Source organism: Comamonas sp. Y33R10-2 (assembly GCF_019355935.1).
Lineage (GTDB): Bacteria > Pseudomonadota > Gammaproteobacteria > Burkholderiales > Burkholderiaceae_C > Comamonas.
Genome location: NZ_CP079925.1, coordinates 2,362,022 through 2,379,074, shown reverse-complemented (window position 1 = coordinate 2,379,074; position 17,053 = coordinate 2,362,022). Strand labels below are relative to the sequence as shown.

At 56.6% G+C, this 17,053-nt stretch carries 11 protein-coding genes and 6 tRNA genes; 14 read left to right on the top strand and 3 right to left on the bottom strand.

Annotated elements, in window-relative coordinates; all coding sequences use genetic code 11:
- Window positions 1-67 precede the first annotated feature (67 nt).
- The 3 genes from hpnE to hpnC form a co-directional block, all read right to left on the bottom strand.
- The gene (gene hpnE / locus KUF54_RS10585) at window positions 68-1,450 is read right to left on the bottom strand and encodes a hydroxysqualene dehydroxylase HpnE (protein WP_219346363.1); all 1,383 of its coding nucleotides are present in this window, start codon (window positions 1,448-1,450) and stop codon (window positions 68-70) included.
- 9 nt (window positions 1,451-1,459) lie between these two features.
- Entirely contained in the window at window positions 1,460-2,299 is an 840-nt protein-coding gene (gene hpnD, locus KUF54_RS10580; protein ID WP_219342808.1) for a presqualene diphosphate synthase HpnD, read from the bottom strand.
- A gap of 149 nt (window positions 2,300-2,448) precedes the next feature.
- Window positions 2,449-3,345 carry a squalene synthase HpnC gene (hpnC, locus tag KUF54_RS10575; RefSeq protein ID WP_219342807.1) on the bottom strand — a complete coding sequence of 299 codons (897 nt, stop codon included), beginning with the start codon at window positions 3,343-3,345 and terminating at the stop codon, window positions 2,449-2,451.
- A 277-nt stretch (window positions 3,346-3,622) separates the two neighbouring features.
- On the opposite strand from hpnC, the gene KUF54_RS10570 reads away from it, so the two are divergent.
- The 14 genes from KUF54_RS10570 (at window position 3,623) to KUF54_RS10505 (ending at window position 17,044) form a co-directional block, all read left to right on the top strand.
- Window positions 3,623-4,807, top strand: a complete 1,185-nt coding sequence (locus tag KUF54_RS10570; RefSeq protein ID WP_255576441.1) for an efflux RND transporter periplasmic adaptor subunit — start codon at window positions 3,623-3,625, stop codon at window positions 4,805-4,807.
- The gene (locus KUF54_RS10565) at window positions 4,804-8,013 is read left to right on the top strand and encodes an efflux RND transporter permease subunit (protein WP_219342805.1); all 3,210 of its coding nucleotides are present in this window, start codon (window positions 4,804-4,806) and stop codon (window positions 8,011-8,013) included. Before KUF54_RS10570 ends, KUF54_RS10565 begins: the two co-directional genes overlap by 4 nt.
- A 153-nt stretch (window positions 8,014-8,166) precedes the next feature.
- Window positions 8,167-8,253 (top strand) — tRNA-Leu (locus KUF54_RS10560).
- Window positions 8,254-8,587: 334 nt separating this feature from the next.
- Window positions 8,588-9,898, top strand: a complete 1,311-nt coding sequence (gene tig / locus KUF54_RS10555) for a trigger factor (RefSeq protein WP_219342804.1) — start codon at window positions 8,588-8,590, stop codon at window positions 9,896-9,898.
- 135 nt (window positions 9,899-10,033) lie between these two features.
- A complete protein-coding gene (clpP, locus tag KUF54_RS10550) occupies window positions 10,034-10,642 on the top strand; it encodes an ATP-dependent Clp endopeptidase proteolytic subunit ClpP (protein WP_304518279.1) in 609 nt (202 codons plus the stop codon).
- 179 nt (window positions 10,643-10,821) lie between these two features.
- Complete coding sequence (gene clpX, locus KUF54_RS10545) at window positions 10,822-12,084, top strand: ATP-dependent Clp protease ATP-binding subunit ClpX (protein WP_219342803.1); 1,263 nt, start codon at window positions 10,822-10,824, stop codon at window positions 12,082-12,084.
- Between the two features lie 156 nt (window positions 12,085-12,240).
- Complete coding sequence (lon, locus tag KUF54_RS10540) at window positions 12,241-14,658, top strand: endopeptidase La (RefSeq protein ID WP_219342802.1); 2,418 nt, start codon at window positions 12,241-12,243, stop codon at window positions 14,656-14,658.
- A 109-nt stretch (window positions 14,659-14,767) separates the two neighbouring features.
- Window positions 14,768-14,843 (top strand) — tRNA-Gly (locus KUF54_RS10535).
- A 57-nt stretch (window positions 14,844-14,900) separates the two neighbouring features.
- A tRNA-Gly gene (locus KUF54_RS10530) sits at window positions 14,901-14,976 on the top strand.
- 58 nt (window positions 14,977-15,034) lie between these two features.
- Window positions 15,035-15,110, top strand: a tRNA-Gly gene (locus KUF54_RS10525).
- A 58-nt stretch (window positions 15,111-15,168) separates the two neighbouring features.
- Window positions 15,169-15,244, top strand: a tRNA-Gly gene (locus tag KUF54_RS10520).
- 15 nt (window positions 15,245-15,259) lie between these two features.
- Window positions 15,260-15,333 (top strand) — tRNA-Cys (locus tag KUF54_RS10515).
- A 200-nt stretch (window positions 15,334-15,533) separates the two neighbouring features.
- Window positions 15,534-16,265 carry an SDR family NAD(P)-dependent oxidoreductase gene (locus KUF54_RS10510; protein WP_219342801.1) on the top strand — a complete coding sequence of 244 codons (732 nt, stop codon included), beginning with the start codon at window positions 15,534-15,536 and terminating at the stop codon, window positions 16,263-16,265.
- An 11-nt stretch (window positions 16,266-16,276) separates the two neighbouring features.
- Window positions 16,277-17,044 carry an SDR family NAD(P)-dependent oxidoreductase gene (locus tag KUF54_RS10505; RefSeq protein WP_219342800.1) on the top strand — a complete coding sequence of 256 codons (768 nt, stop codon included), beginning with the start codon at window positions 16,277-16,279 and terminating at the stop codon, window positions 17,042-17,044.
- Window positions 17,045-17,053: the final 9 nt, after the last annotated feature.

The window sequence follows — 17,053 nt, the reverse complement described above, 5'->3', positions numbered from 1 at the left end:
CTATTTAGGCATCAGGAATACCCTGATCGCAGGGGGAAGGTCGTGAACTAGCGAGCGTCCTGGAGCCTTAGCTCTGGTCTGCTTTGACTAGTTCATCCGCCGCCGCTATGCCGCTGCGCACGGCGCCTTCCAGTGTGGCGGGGTAGGCGCCAGCAATGTAGTCGCCGCAGGCCCACAGACCGTGACCTAGTTTCATATCAGGGCGCTTCACATCAGGCCTGCAGGCAAAGGTGGCGCGTTTTTCCACGACGGTTTGCACGGCTTCAATGTCTTGCCAGCCCAGTTGTTGGCGGGCTTGCTCGAGCACTTGATGCTGCAGTGCTTCACGGTCGGTATCGTGGCCTGTACTGCAGTCGCTGATGACAAAGGCCATCAGCCCTTGTTGTGCGGCATCTTGGGTGTGCAGATGGCCGCGATCGAACACGAACTGCGCGGGCATTTGTTGGCCGTGGTGATTGTTGTTCTGCAGGGCCAGCCAAGGCAGATTTTCACAAAGGCGGTGGCTGGTGCGGGCGTACACCGTAGCAATCGCCGTGTGCTCTAGAGCTTGCGCGGTTTGTGCCCAGTTTTGATAGTGCACGCCGTCAATGGCGGGCAGGCGTTCATCTTCCGCGGCCAGAAGTGCCAAGCGTGCCGCCTCGTGCGGTGGGCAGGCCATCAGTACGGCATCAAAGCGCGTTTGCTCTAGCTCGCTCGCAATGGCTTGGTTGCTTGTGCGCAGCAGCCATTGCTGGCCTTGAGCAGTCAGTTCTTGAATGCGGCTGGCCGTATGCACGGCGTGGCCCCGGCTTTGCAGCCATTGCGCGGCGGGCACAGGGAATAAATCGCCCAAACCGCAGCGCGGCACTAGAAAGTGAGAGCCGCCGGTGCCGGCAAAGAGCGAGTCATGCAGCACACGTAAAAATATGCTGCCGCTGGCCTGAGCGGCGGATAGGTTCAAGGCTGAGACGCACAGCGGCTCAATGAACTCATTCAGCAAACGCTTGGGCAGGCCGTTGCAAATATCGGCCACGGTAGCTTGATCTGCGCAGCGAAAGCCCTGCAAGCGCCAGCGCACAGCGCGGGTCAATAAGGCAGCGCGTTCGCCCAGTGACCAGCCGCTGGCGCTGGCAATGCCGACCAAAGCATCCAGCGGAGCGGGTAACTTGGGAAAGCGGATGCCGCTGCCGTTGGCATAGCGTATGGCCAGTGGTTTGCGCAGCAGGGCTGCTTCAGGCTCAACGCCTACCACCTTCATCAGGCGCAGGCATTCGGCGTAAGCGCCAATCAGAATGTGCTGGCCGTTGTCGACTGTGACAGTGGCGTTGATCCCGCCGGGCAAATCCAGATTGCGGCCGCGGCCGCCGAGTTGGCGGCTGGCTTCAAAAACCGTGGGCTGGTGGCCGCTCAGCGATAGCTGTACTGCGGCGGCCATGCCGGCCCAGCCGCCACCGACGATGGCAACTTTCATGGCCATGCTTTACATGCGGCCCAGTGCTTGCATCTTCCAAACCAGCCATAGCTTGCGCAGGGGCGTGAGGCTGATGCGCTGGTGCAGCACTTGAAAGTTCTCGGACTCAATCTCGCGCAGCAAGGTGCGGTAGATGCTGGCCATCATCAAGCCGGGCTTTTGGGCGCGGCGGTCAGCGTCGGGCAGTAGCGCAAAAGCCTTGTCATACAGACCGTGGGCACGCTCGGCCTGAAAGCGCATCAGCGCGGTAAAACGGTCTGAGTACTCGCGTTTGGTGATCTCGTGCGCCTTCACGTCAAACTGCTGCAAATCGCTGATGGGCAGGTAGATGCGCCCGCGCATGGCGTCTTCGCCCACATCACGCAGGATGTTGGTCAGCTGCAGCGCTTGGCCCAGCGTGTGGGCGTATTCGGTGGTGCGTTCGTCGGTCTGGCCAAAGATGCGCGCGGCGACTTCGCCGACCACGCCAGCGACCAAGTGGCAGTAGCGCTGCAGGCCAGGATAGTCCAGATAACGGGTCTGGTCCAGATCCATCTGGCAGCCTTCAATCACGCCTTGCAGATGACGCTCTTCAATGCCGTAGGTGGTGGCGTGGGGCATTAGTGCCTGCATCACGGGGTGGCTGGACTGGCCGCTAAAGCCTTTGTGAACTTCACTTTTCCACCATGCCAGCTTGGTGGCGGCGACGCCGGGGTCGGTGATCTCATCGACCACGTCATCGACTTCGCGGCAGAAGGCATAAAAAGCCGTGATAGCGGCGCGGCGCTCTTTGGGCAAAAAGAGGAAGGCGTAGTAAAAGCTGCTGCCCGAGGACGCTGCTTTGTCTTGGACGTACTGATCCGGATTCATAGGGTGAGCATTGTCACACGCTGTAGGTGTTTGGCGAGTGCAAGCGTGCAATGCACTGCTTGCGCCGGGTCAAAACGCTTGATGGTTTTTTAAATTGATAGCTACTCATCAAGGTAAATCAATGACTAGAGGCTGTTTTGGCATGAATTTTATTCGTGCATGAGGACGGCTTGCCAGAGCATAGCGGGCAAATCTTTTTTGCCCAGTTTGATGCGCTGGTAAAGGTTGCGCCCTTGCATGGCGTCTAGCTTGCTCAAAATGCGCAGGCCGCCTTGCACGACCAGTCGCAGCTCCCAGCCTGCGCGCCCGGGAAGCTGGTGTACAAGAGGTGCGCCATGCTCCATAAGGCTGCGGGCTTGTCGGTTGAGCTCGCCCAGCAAAGTTTGCAGCTCTGGCGTTAGGGCACTTTCAACGGGTTGGATGGCGCTGCGTGCAATGCCGTGGCGCTCTAAGTCCGCATCGGGCAGGTAATGGCGCTGGCGGGGCAAGTCTTGGCTCAAGTCTTGCCAAAAGTTGATGAGTTGCAGGGCAGTGCAAACGGCATCGCTTTGGTGCAGCGCCTTGGCGTGGTTTACGCCATACAGATGCAGCAGCAGCCGACCAATGGGGTTGGCCGAGCGGCGGCAATAGTCCAGCAACTGGGCCATGTCGGTGTAACGGGTCTGAGCGCCGGTCATGCGCACGTCTTGCTCAAAGGCGCTCAGCAGGTCGGCCAGCAAAGGCTTGGGCAACTGATGGGCCTGCACTTGCGCGGCCAGTGGGCCAAACACTTGGGGCCAAGTGGTGCTTGCCAGCATGGATGCCTGGTCTGCTGTGCCTATGGCTTGCAAATCGCTGCCGTACTGCTGCAGGGCCTGCAGGCGCTGCTCGGTGCTGATGTCACCTTCGTCGGCCAGATCATCGGCAGTGCGCGCAAAGTGATAAATGGCGGCGATGGGCGGGCGCAGCTGGGGCGGGCACAGCCACGATGCCACGGGAAAATTTTCGTAATGCGTAATGCTGCCCGGCTCTTGAGGCGCGGGACTTGCGGAGGGCTTATGGTTCACAGCTCGTATTGTGGCCTGCGCTGCAATAGCGCTTGCGACTGGTCGTTAATTAGGGGCTAAAAAATTGGTCGCTAAAAAGACGGCGCAAAAACGCACGAGCATGCACAATCTGCGCTGACTTTGGTGCGGTGACCTGCAAGGTGGCTGCACTTTTCCCCTACTTTTACCTGTCTCGAACACCATGGCTGTATCGCCCTATCGTCGCCCTGCAGTGCTGTCTTCATTGCGCAAGTCTGCAGCGCCTTTGCTGACTTTGTCCGTTGTTGCGGCTGCCGCCATGTTATCGGCTTGCTCTAAGAAAGAGCCGCTGCCTGAGCCGGTGCGTGCCGTTAAATTGGTGGCGGTGGGCGAGGCCGTGATTGAGTCCGCCCAAGAATATTCGGGCGATGTGCGCGCCAAGGTGGAGTCTCGACTAGGCTTTCGCGTGGCAGGCAAGATCACCCAGCGCCAGGTGGAGCTGGGCCAGCATGTCAAGGCCGGTCAAGTGCTGGCAAGGCTTGATGCGCGTGACTACCAACTGGGCGCAGATGCCGCGCGGGCACAACTCTCGGCAGCCACCACGCAGCGTGATTTGGCCGAGGCCAATGCCAAACGCTTTCGCACCCTGCGCGCGCAAAACTTCATCAGCTCTGCAGAGATGGAGCGCTACGAGGCCAATCTGAAGGCCGCGCAGGCATCGCTTGACCAAGCCAAGGCCCAGCTGTCTAGCCAGTCCAATCAAGAAAACTACACCCAGCTAGTGGCCGATGCCGATGGCGTGGTCACCAGCGTGGATGCCGAGCCCGGGCAGGTGGTTGCAGCGGGCACGCCTGTGGTGCGCATTGCCTTGGATGGTGCGCGCGACGCTGTGTTTAACGTGCCCGAGGACCGCCGCAGCGCCATCAAGCCCGGCCAAGTGGTGAAGGTTCGCCCTTGGTCAGATGAGTCTCGCGTGATCGACGCGCGGGTGCGAGAAGTGGCCGCCAGTGCCGACCCTGCAACGCGTACTTATTTGGTCAAGGCAGCTTTGCAGGGCGCGGACTTGCCTGCGCTGGGCTCGACCGTGGAGGTCATGCCTGAAGGCATGGGGGTGGGCAAGAGTGATGTGGGCGCCCAAGTTATCAAGCTGCCCACCACGGCCTTGTACCAAGACGGTGGCAAGGGTCAGGGCACAGCGGTATGGCTGTATGACGCGGCCACTGGCTCCGTCAAGCTGCAGCCGGTGCAGGTGGGGTCGGCAGATGGCAATGAGGCGGTGATTACCTCGGGTCTGCAATCGGGTATGCAGGTGGTGGCCACGGGCGTGCATGTGCTGACGGCGGGGCAAAAGGTTACGGTGTATCGCGATAGGTATGCCAAGCCTACGGAAGATTTAGAGAAAAAACAGCCTCAAGTCAAGGTGGATGGTGGACTTGTAGCTCCTAAAGTAGAAGCAAATCAAGAAGTGAAGACAACTCCTGCCGCAGCGGAGGCAGGAAAATGAGTGGCTCAGAAAAGAAGAAATCAGGCGGCGCGCATTTCAATTTATCCCGTTGGGCGCTCGATCATGTGGCGCTGACGCGTTACTTCATGGTCGTGCTCATGCTGCTGGGCTTTGCGGCCTTTTTCCAGCTGGGGCAGGATGAGGATCCGCCGTTTACCTTCCGCGCCATGGTCATTCGCACCTACTGGCCCGGTGCTACGGCTGAGCAGGTCGCCCAGCAGGTGACAGACAAGATAGAGCGCACGCTGCAAGAGGTGCCTTACGCCGACAAGATCAGCAGCTACTCCAAGCCGGGTGAGTCGCAGGTCATTTTTCAGGTCAAAGATTACTCACCGCCTAAAGAGGTGCCCCAGCTTTGGTACGCGGTGCGCAAAAAAATAGGCGATATGCGCTACACCTTGCCGCAGGGCGTGCAAGGGCCGTTTTTTAATGATGATTTTGGCGATGTTTATGGTGTGATCTACGCACTGCAAGCCAAAGGTTTTAGCTATGCAGAACTGAAGACGCTGGCCGACGATGTGCGCCAGCAATTGCTGCAAGTGCACGATGTGGCCAAAGTTGAGCAGTTTGGTGTGCAGGATGAAAAGGTCTATGTAGAACTCTCGCCGCGTGCCACGCAAATGGGGCTGAATTTGAAGCTGGTGCTAGACCAGCTCAACCAGCAAAACGCCGTGGCATCTGCCGGTACGCTGCAAACGCCAGCCGAGACGATTGTGCTGCGCGTGCAGGGGCAGTTCAGCGACCTCGACCAAGTGCGCGCTATGCCGATTGCTGGCCCTAGCGGAGCCCAGTTCAGGTTGGGTGATATTGCCGAGGTGCACCGCGGCTATGCCGATCCGGCGGGCACCATGGTGCGCTTTCAAGGCGAGCCTACGATTGCTTTGGGCGTCTCCATGGTCAAGGGTGGCGACATCATTGCCTTGGGCAAGGCGTTGACCAAGGCCACCGATCAAATTGCCAAGAACCTACCTGTGGGTGTGTTCTTGAACAATATGCAAAACCAGCCTAAGGCGGTGGCTAATTCAGTGAGCGAGTTTTTGCAGGTGCTGGTTGAAGCGATTGTGGTGGTGCTGGCCGTGAGCTTTTTGAGCCTGGGGTTGCACAAGCGCGAAGGTCATCACCCGCTGTGGAAGCGCTGGTATATCGACCCGCGCCCCGGCTTGGTTGTGGGCATCACCATTCCGCTGGTGCTGGCTGCGACCTTCTTGGCCATGTGGTACTGGAATATCGGCTTGCACAAGATATCGCTGGGCTCGCTCATCATTGCGCTGGGCTTGCTGGTGGATGACGCCATCATTTCGGTAGAGATGATGGTGCGCAAGATGGAAGAGGGCTACGACAAGTACCGCGCCGCCACTTTCGCCTATGAAATTACGGCCAAGCCCATGTTGACCGGTACGCTGATTACGGCGGCGGGCTTTTTGCCTATCGGCATGGCCAAGTCCATGACGGGTGAATACACCTTCGCCATCTTCGCAGTCACAGTGATTGCGCTGGTGCTCAGTTGGGTCGCTTCGGTGTACTTTGTGCCTTATTTGGGCTTGCTGTTGCTCAAAAAACCACCTCATGCGGCCACGCTGCCGCCTGAAGTTGCGTCTGGCGAGATCTCGGCTGAAGAGGCCGGCATCAACACCAATGCCAGCGAGCATGAGTTGTTCAATACCCCGTTTTACAACGGCTTTCGCCGCATGGTGAACTGGTGCGTGCTGCACCGCTGGTTGACGATTGGCGTCACGGTACTGGTCTTTGTGCTGGGCTTGGTGGGCATGGGCAAGGTGCAGCAGCAGTTCTTCCCCGACTCCAGCCGCCCCGAGGTATTGGTGGACCTTTGGTTCCCCGAAGGCACGGCCCTGCACGCCAACAAGGAAGTTACGCTGCGCGTGGAAAAGCGCTTTTTAGAGCTGGAAGGCGTGGAGTCCGTGAGCGAATGGATTGGCTCCGGCGCGCCGCGCTTTTATCTGCCGCTGGATCAGGTCTTTCCGCAGAACAACGTCTCTCAGTTCATCTTGGTGGCCAAAAACTTGAAGGCGCGCGAAGAAATTCGCAAAAAGCTGCCAGCGCTGATGGCCGAGGAATTTCCGGAGGTGCGGGCTCGCTCTAAGCTGCTGCCCAACGGGCCACCTGTGCCATACCCTGTGCAGTTTCGGGTGCTGGGCACTGACTCCACCAAGCTGCGCGCTTATGCGGATGACGTCAAGCAGCGCATGCGTGCCAATGAAAATATGCGTGGCGTGAATGACAACTGGAATGAGTCCATCAAGGTCATTAGCCTGCAGGTAGATCAAGACAAAGCCCGCGCTTTGGGCGTGACCAGTCAGTCGATTGCGGAGGCCACTGGCATGAATTTCAGTGGCGTCACCGTGGGCCAGTTCCGCGAGGGCGACAAGCTCATCGATATCGTGATGCGCCAGCCCAAGCAAGAGCGGGACGCCATTGCGGACATCGCCAACGTTTATGTGACGACAAATGCTGGCAAATCCATTCCGCTCACCCAGATCGCCAAGCCTGTCATGACTTGGGAGCCGGGCGTGATGTGGCGCGAAAAGCGCAACTTTGCCATCACTGTCCAAGGCGATGTGCGCGAAGGCCTGCAAGGCGCAACCGTGACCAGCGAACTGCTGCCAGAGCTGCGCAAGCTGGAAGAGACTTGGCATGCCGCAGGCGACACCGCTTACCGCATTGAAGTTGCGGGCGCGGTAGAGGAAAGCTCCAAAGGCTCAGGCTCTATTGCTGCGGGCATCCCGGTGCTACTGTTTTTGACGTTCACACTGCTCATGCTGCAACTGCGCAGCGTCAGCCGCTCGCTGCTGGTATTCATCACCGGCCCGCTGGGTGTGCCCGGAGTGGCGGCGGCTTTGCTGCTGCTGGACCGCCCGTTTGGCTTTGTGGCGCTGTTGGGCGTGGTGGCCTTGATGGGCATGATTCAGCGCAACTCTGTCATCTTGATTGACCAAATCGAGACTGGCCGGGCCCAAGGCGTGCCTGCTTGGGATGCCATCGTGGAAGCGGCAGTGCACCGCCTGCGCCCCATTGTGCTGACGGCTGCTGCTGCGGTGCTTGCCATGATTCCGCTGTCGCGCAGCGTGTTTTGGGGGCCCATGGCGGTTGCCATTATGGGCGGCTTGATTGTGGCGACGGTTCTGACACTGCTGGCGCTGCCTGCGATGTATGCAGCGGCATTCCGCATCAAAAAGGAAACCGTTTAAGAGTGCGCGAGCACGAATCTTGATGCGTCGCTGCGCCGCCTCGTATCAAGTGGTGTTCGCTGCTCTATGCAAAATTTGTGCTGCAGGTCGCAAATTTGCAGCTAGAATCTGCGGCTTGACCTCGGTGGTGTGTAAATTAACGCATCACCAACCGCGCGGGTGGCGAAATTGGTAGACGCACCAGGTTTAGGTCCTGACGGTGGCAACACCGTGCCGGTTCGAGTCCGGCCTCGCGCACCAGATACTGGCAGCCAGGCTGCCAAGAGCCCGCACCTCAAACAAGGTGCGGGCTTTTTCTTTGCTGCGCTGCGCTTCATGTCGCTTGCCCCGCTTTTTCAGGCAAACCCCTTAGGCCCGATGGTCGAGCCCACGCAGCGGCTCGCTATAATGGTCGGCTTCGCCTGTTCCTGATTTGTACAAATGCCCCGCGCCAGACGCTGGGCTCATTACCGGGACAGGCTTCGGAAAATTTGTGGTGCCGCATGACGAAAGATGTGCGCGCACTGTGACTTTGCGCAATACGGTGCGGGTTGCTTGGCAATCTGCACGGTCCTCATCCCTCTTAGGAAAAATCATGGCCGTTAACGTTGAAACTCTTGAAAAGCTCGAGCGCAAGATCACGCTGAGCGTGCCCCTGTCTTCTATCCAGTCTGAAGTGGATGCACGTCTGAAGAACGTTGCGCGCACTGTGAAGATGGACGGTTTCCGTCCTGGTAAGGTGCCCATGAGCGTTGTGGCCCAGCGCCACGGCTACGCTGTTCAGTACGAAGTGCTGAACGACAAGGTGAGCGAGGCTTTTGCCGCCGCCGTGAACGAAGCCGGTCTGCGCGTTGCTGGCCAGCCTTCGATTTCTGAAAAAGAAGGCGCTGCTGAAGGCCAAGCTCAATTCGAAGCCGTCTTCGAAGTGATGCCTGAAGTCAAGATCGGTGATCTGACTGCTGCTGAAGTGGAAAAGCTGTCCACAACAGTGGACGACGCTGCTATCGACAAGACCGTAGACATTCTGCGCAAGCAGCGCCGCACTTTCGTGGACCGCGCTGCGACTGAAGCCGCTGTGGACGGCGACCGCGTGACTGTGGACTTCGAAGGCAAGATCGACGGCGAGACTTTCTCCGGCGGCAAGGCTGAAGCTTTCCAATTCCTGGTTGGCGAAGGCCAAATGCTCAAGGAATTCGAAGACGCAACCCGCGGCATGAAGGCTGGCGAGTCCAAGACTTTCCCCCTAGCTTTCCCCGCTGACTACCACGGTGAAGACGTGGCCGGCAAGACTGCCGACTTCCTGGTGACAGTCAAGAAGGTGGAAGCCGCTAACCTGCCAGAAGTGAACGCCGAGTTTGTGAAGACTCTGGGTGTGGACGGTGGCTCGGTCGACGCTCTGCGCGAAGACATCAAGAAGAACCTGGAGCGCGAAGTGAAGTTCCGCGTTCAAGGCCGTAACAAGCAAGCCGTGATGGACGCTCTGGTGTCCGTGGCTGAACTGGATCTGCCTAAGGCTTCCGTGCAAGCTGAAGTGGGCCGTCTGCTGGAAGGCGCTCGCGCCGAGCTGCAGCAGCGCGGTATCAAGGATGCAGCTAAGGCTGAAATCCCTGAAGACATCTTCTTGCCCCAAGCCGAGCGCCGCGTGCGTTTGGGCCTGGTGGTGGCTGAGCTGGTCAAGACCAACGAACTGCAAGCGACCACTGAGCAAATCAAGGCTCACGTGGAAGAGCTGGCTTCTAGCTACGAAAAGCCTGAAGACGTGGTGCGCTGGTACTTCGGCGACCGCAACCGTCTGGCCGAAGTGGAAGCCGTTGTGATCGAAAACAACGTGACCGAGTTCGTGCTGGCCAAGGCCAAGATCACTGACAAGGCTGTGTCCTTCGACGAACTGATGGGTCAGGCTTAATCGCTGTTGACCTATTGTTGGTACTTGCCCTAGGCGGGTGCCGATAAGTTGAAAAGCGGGGCTTGTGCTTTTACGCGCAAGCCCCATTTTCATTTCAGAATGCGGCTACAGTAGGCGCATAGCACTGGAGAAAACATGAGCGCATTGGATACACTGGGTTTGGGCATGGTTCCCATGGTCGTAGAACAGTCGGGTCGCGGTGAGCGCTCTTACGACATCTACTCGCGTCTGCTCAAAGAGCGCGTGATTTTTCTGGTCGGTGAGGTCAATGATCAGAGTGCAAATTTGATCGTTGCGCAGTTGCTGTTCCTTGAGAGCGAAAATCCTGACAAGGATATTTCCTTCTACATCAACTCCCCAGGCGGTAGCGTCTCGGCAGGCATGGCGATTTTTGACACCATGAATTTCATCAAACCGGATGTCTCCACGCTGTGTACAGGCATGGCCGCGAGCATGGGCGCGTTCCTGTTGTCCGCAGGTGCCAAGGGCAAGCGTTTTGCGCTGCCCAATGCTCAGGTCATGATTCACCAGCCTCTGGGCGGTACACGGGGTCAGGCCACTGAAATTGAAATTCATGCCCGCGAAATCCTCAAGACTCGCGAGCGCTTGAACAAGATTTTGGCGGAGCAGACAGGTCAACCGCTGGAGCGCATCCAGCGTGACACAGAACGCGACTATTACCTTGCAGCTGATGAGGCCAAGGAATACGGTCTGGTTGATCAAGTGATCAGCAAGCGTTCTTAAAAAATGCTAGCAACAAGTCTAGTCATCGATTGGACTACAAGGCATTTTTAATCAAAATTCTGACAGCAGCTTGAAAAGCTGTCAGAGCTTGCTCGGCGGCGTTTGTCCCTGAAGGCATGCGCCGCCTTGTCTTTGGTTATCATTAATTTTTCGTTTTTTCGTAACGAGGCATAGCCCCCATGGCCGATAAAAAAGGCTCTTCCACCGAAAAGAATTTGTTTTGCACCTTCTGCGGCAAAAGTCAGCACGAGGTCAAAAAGTTGATCGCTGGCCCGTCTGTGTTCATCTGCGATGAGTGCATCGACTTGTGCAATGAGATCATTCGCGACGAACAGCCTGCTGTTGATGCCAAGGAAGGTCGTGGCGATCTGCCTACGCCTGCAGATATCAAGAAAAATCTTGATAACTATGTGATCGGACAAGAGCAGGCCAAGCGTACGCTGGCCGTAGCGGTGTACAACCACTACAAGCGCCTTAATCACAAAGACAAAGCGGGCAAGGATGATGTGGAGCTGACCAAGAGCAATATTTTGCTGATTGGCCCCACAGGTTCGGGTAAGACGCTGCTGGCTCAAACGCTGGCGCGTCAGCTCAATGTGCCTTTTGTGATGGCCGATGCCACCACGCTGACCGAAGCCGGTTATGTGGGTGAAGACGTCGAAAACATCATCCAAAAGCTGCTGCAAACTTGCGAATATGATGTTGAGCGCGCCCAGCGCGGCATTATCTATATTGACGAAATTGACAAGATTTCGCGCAAATCTGAAAACCCCAGCATCACGCGTGATGTCTCGGGTGAGGGCGTGCAGCAGGCTTTGCTCAAGCTGATTGAAGGCACGATGGCCAGCATCCCCCCGCAAGGTGGTCGCAAGCATCCCAATCAGGACTTTTTGCAGATCGATACTACCAACATCCTGTTTATTTGCAGCGGCGCGTTTGCCGGTCTGGAAAAAGTCATCGAGAACCGTACCGAAGCTTCGGGCATTGGCTTTGGCGCTGTCGTCAAAAGCAAGAAGCAGCGTTCTGTCTCGGACATCTTCATGGAGATCGAGCCTGAAGATCTGATCAAGTTCGGCATCATCCCCGAGCTGGTTGGCCGTATGCCTGTGGTGACGGCCTTGGCTGAGTTGAGCGAAGAAGCTCTGGTGCAAATCTTGACTGAGCCCAAGAACGCTCTGGTCAAGCAATACAGCAAGTTGCTGGCGATGGAAGGCGTGGAGCTGGAAATCCGCCCTGCAGCCCTCAAAGCCATTGCCCGCAAGGCGCTGGCACGCAAGACGGGTGCTCGTGGCCTGCGCTCCATTGTTGAGCAATCGCTGATCAGCACCATGTTCGAGCTGCCAACCGCAGAGAACGTGGAAAAAGTCGTGGTGGAAGAGGCCACGATTGAAGACGGTAAAGAGCCATTGCTGGTTTACCGCGAAGCCGCCAAAAAGGCTTAATACTATAGCTGGCAGGTAAAGCGCGCGATGAAAAGTCGCCGCTTTGCTGCCGCAGGCTGAAAGGTAATGCCCTTAGCGAAGCAAAAACAATTTGCCGCTAGGGGTTGAAATACACCGGTGGGCGAACCATCTTTCGCTGAGAAACCGAGGATATCTATGTCTGCAAAAAAACCTTTGCCTTCTACTGAGCTGAACCTGCCACTGCTGCCTTTGCGCGATGTGGTTGTGTTCCCTCATATGGTGATCCCCCTGTTCGTGGGGCGTGCCAAGAGCATTAAGGCTCTGGAGCTGGCCATGGAAGGCGACCGCCGCATTATGCTGGTGGCGCAAAAAACGGCCTCCAAAGATGAGCCCGTTGCTGAAGACATGTTTGCTGTGGGCTGCGTGTCCACCATCTTGCAGATGCTCAAGCTGCCCGATGGCACGGTAAAAGTGCTGGTCGAAGGTCAGCAGCGTGCCATGGTCAAGCTGATCAATGACGAAGAAACGCATTTCACGGCCTCTGTCACGCCTGTTGAGCCAGCTGGCGAAGAAGCACATCCGCAAAGCGAAATCGAAGCGCTGCGCCGTGCAGTGACTCAGCAGTTTGATCAGTACGTCAAACTCAACAAAAAAATTCCTCAGGAAATCCTGACCTCCATCGCCAGCATTGACGATGCCGGTCGTTTGGTGGACACCATTGCTGCGCACTTGCCTCTGAAGCTTGAGAGCAAGCAGGCCGTGCTGGATTTGGTGGATATCAAGGAGCGCCTGGAAAACCTGTTCGAGCAGCTCGAGCGTGAGGTAGACATCCTCAACGTTGATAAGCGTATCCGTGGCCGCGTCAAGCGCCAGATGGAAAAGAACCAGCGCGACTTCTATCTGAATGAGCAAGTCAAGGCTATTCAAAAGGAGTTGGGCGAGGGCGAAGACGGCGCTGACATCGAAGAGATTGAGAAAAAGATCAAGCTCGCCAAGATGCCTGCTGAGGCGCGCAAAAAGGCTGAAGCGGAGATCAAAAAGCTCAAGCTGATGTCGCCCATGTCGGCAGAAGCGTCAGTGGTGCGTAACTACATTGAAGTGCTGACGGGTCTACCTTGGTCCAAAAAGACCAAGATCAAGCATGACCTGGCCAATGCCGAAGAAGTGCTCAACGAAGATCACTTTGGCCTTGATAAGGTTAAAGACCGCATTCTTGAATATCTTGCAGTGCAGCAGCGCGTGGACAAGGTCAAGGCGCCCATCCTGTGCTTGGTAGGTCCTCCTGGTGTGGGTAAGACCTCGCTGGGCCAGTCCATTGCCAAGGCCACGGGTCGCAAGTACGTTCGTATGGCGCTGGGCGGCATGCGTGACGAAGCCGAAATTCGTGGCCACCGCCGCACCTATATCGGTGCTATGCCGGGCAAGGTGCTGCAGAGCCTCGAAAAAGTGGGTACGCGCAATCCTTTGTTCTTGCTTGACGAGATCGACAAGCTAGGCATGGACTTCCGTGGCGATCCATCGAGCGCTTTGCTGGAAGTGCTGGATCCCGAGCAGAACAACAAGTTTGGCGACCACTATGTGGAAGTCGACTTCGATTTGTCAGACGTGATGTTTGTGGCGACTTCCAACTCCATGAACATCCCTTCGGCGCTGCTCGATCGTATGGAGGTCATTCGTCTGTCGGGCTACACCGAAGACGAAAAGACAAACATCGCCATGCGCTATCTGCTGCCCAAGCAGATCACCAACAACGGTGTCAAGGATGATGAGCTAGAGGTCACTGAGTCCGCCGTTCGCGACATCGTGCGCTACTACACCCGTGAAGCAGGCGTGCGTTCGTTAGAGCGTGAACTGTCCAAAATTTGCCGCAAGGTGGTCAAAGGTTTGCAGCTCAAAAAGCTCGAACCCAAGGTCGTTGTGACGGCTGACAACCTGCCCGACTATTTGGGTGTGCGCAAGTACAGCTATGGCCGTGCTGAGCTCAACAACCAAGTTGGCCAAGTGGTAGGTCTGGCGTGGACTGAAGTGGGCGGCGATTTGCTGACCATTGAAGCGGTAACTATGCCTGGCAAGGGTGTCATTACACGTACCGGCTCGCTGGGCGATGTGATGAAGGAATCCGTGGAAGCGGCCCGCACCGTGGTTCGCAGCCGCGCCCGTTTGCTGGGTATCAAGGATGAAGCCTTTGAGAAAAAGGACATCCACGTACACGTGCCTGATGGCGCAACGCCCAAGGATGGCCCAAGCGCAGGTGCAGCCATGACTACGGCTTTTGTCTCTGCGCTCACAGGCATTCCTGTTCGCGCTGATGTAGCCATGACCGGTGAAATTACTCTGCGTGGTGAAGTCACGGCTATTGGTGGCCTCAAGGAAAAGCTGCTGGCGGCTCTGCGCGGTGGTATCAAGACGGTTCTGATTCCTGAAGAGAATGCCAAAGACTTGCAGGACATTCCAGATAACGTGAAGAGCGGTTTGGAGATCATTCCCGTGAAATGGATTGATCAAGTTCTCAAGGTGGCTTTGGAGCGCTTGCCCGAGCCTTTGCTTGAGGAAGCAGTGCCCGCAGTTCCTGCTGCGGATGCCAAGCCTACAGAGGCAGCCATCAAGCACTAAGCTTGTTTTTGTGAAAATTGTGGCGTTTTTTCTGAGGGTCCTCAGAACTGCGCTACAATTCATCCATCGCAGCAAACAACGTTGTAGAATGTTGGGCTTCGGTAGATTTGCGGGAATAGCTCAGTTGGTAGAGCGATACCTTGCCAAGGTATAGGTCGACGGTTCGAACCCGTTTTCCCGCTCCAGATTTTTGAATCTGTAGCAATGCAGATTCGCATCAAAAGGTGAAAGCCTTTTTGAATGCGGGAATAGCTCAGTTGGTAGAGCGATACCTTGCCAAGGTATAGGTCGACGGTTCGAACCCGTTTTCCCGCTCCAGATTTTTAGAATCTGTAGCAATACAGATTCGCATCAAAAGGTGAAAGTTTTTTGAATTGCGGGAATAGCTCAGTTGGTAGAGCGATACCTTGCCAAGGTATAGGTCGACGGTTCGAACCCGTTTTCCCGCTCCAGATTTTTAGAATCTGTAGCAATACAGATTCGCATCAAAAAGCGAAAGTTTTTTGAATTGCGGGAATAGCTCAGTTGGTAGAGCGATACCTTGCCAAGGTATAGGTCGACGGTTCGAACCCGTTTTCCCGCTCCAGATTTTTGTGATAACGGCGCGATAGCAAAGCGGTTATGCCCCGGATTGCAAATCCGGTTAGACCAGTTCGACTCTGGTTCGCGCCTCCAGATAAGCCAGAATTCTTAGGAATTCTGGCTTTTTTCGTTATTAACGCTCAAAAGTACGAGATCTCTTTGAGCTAATTGCACTGTTTGCTACTCATTTTGCAGCAACGCTGATTTGCTTAGTCTTGTTGGACGATGGTCTGACGCCCATTTTTTCTTACGCTGTCTCTACGTTTTGATTTCAGATCAACAAGGAGACAACAATGCGTTTAGCTGGAAAAGTGGCGGTAGTCACAGGTGCTGGTCAGGGTATGGGTCGTGCGATTGCACAACGTTTCGCCGATGAAGGCGCAACCGTGGTGGCCGTGGACCTGAATGTAGAGTCCGCCAAGCAAACTCTGGAAGGCAAAACGGGCAAGCATGTGGCCCGTTCGGTCAATGTGGCTGACAGTGCTGCTGTCGATCAGTTTTTCGCAGAGATCAAAAATGAATTGGGTGGTGTGGATGTGCTGGTGAACAACGCTGGCACCGGCGCTGTCGATCAGTTTGCCGACATCACCGATGAAACTTGGGCGCGCGTGATTGGCGTGAACCTGAATGGTGCTTTCTACTGCGCGCGCGCTGCGGTCAAGCAGATGCAAGAAGGCAAGGGCGGCACCATCGTCAATATCTCCAGCACCTCAGCTGTGAGTGGTGATGGCCCCGCGCATTACTGCGCTTCCAAGGCCGCCATGATGGGCTTGACCCGCGGCATGGCCAAAGAACTGGCACCCAAGGGCATTCGTGTGAACACCCTGGTTCCCGGCCCTACCAACACCCCCATGATGCAAGGCATTCCCAAGGAATGGGCTGATGCCATCATCGCCGGCGTGCCCATGGGCCGCATGGCCGAGCCTGATGACATCGCCAAGGTGGCCGTGTTCCTGGCCAGCGATGACAGCGGTTTTGTGACCGGTCAGAACGTGGCAGTCAACGGCGGCAGCGCCTTCCTGTAAGGAGTATGAATATGAGCAAGCGTCTTGAAGGCAAAGTGGCATTCGTTACTGGTGGTAGCTCCGGCATTGGTGCTTCCACAGCAGAGCGTTTCGCCCAAGAGGGTGCAACAGTGGTGATTTGCGGTCGCCGCAAGGAAGCACTGGATGAAGTGGTGGCCAAGATCAAGGCTGCGGGTGGCAAGGCTGAAGCGGTTGTGGCCGATGTGGGCGTTGAAGCTCAGATCGTTGGCGCACTGGAGCAAACGGCCAAGGCACACGGCAAGCTGGACATTCTGGTCAACAACGCCATGGCCTATACCTGGGGCGGCATTGAAGCCATGTCGACCCAAGACTGGCAAGCCAACTTTGGCACATCGGTTGACGGTACTTTCTGGGGTACGCGCACGGCATTGAAGCTGATGAAAAATGGCGGCGGCTCCATCATCAACCTCAGCTCCATCTGCGGCACGCTGGGTACGCCATATATGGCGGGTTACTCGGCAGCCAAGGCTGCGGTGATTAACTTCTCGCGCGCAGCAGCCGCTGAAGGCGCTGCTGCGGGTGTGCGCGTCAACGTGATCATTCCTGCTGTCATCGAAACGCCAGCTACTGCCGGCATGTTGGCAGATGACGCCTCGCGCCAGACCACGGAAAAGCTGATCCCTATGGGTCGTGTGGGTCAGTCGGTAGAGGTGGCGAATGCCATTTTGTTCTTGGCCAGCGATGAAGCCAGCTATGTGACCGGTGCTTCGCTGCCTGTGGATGGCGGTCGTTCTGCCGTGCTGGTGACAGCGTTGTAAAAGAGAGTT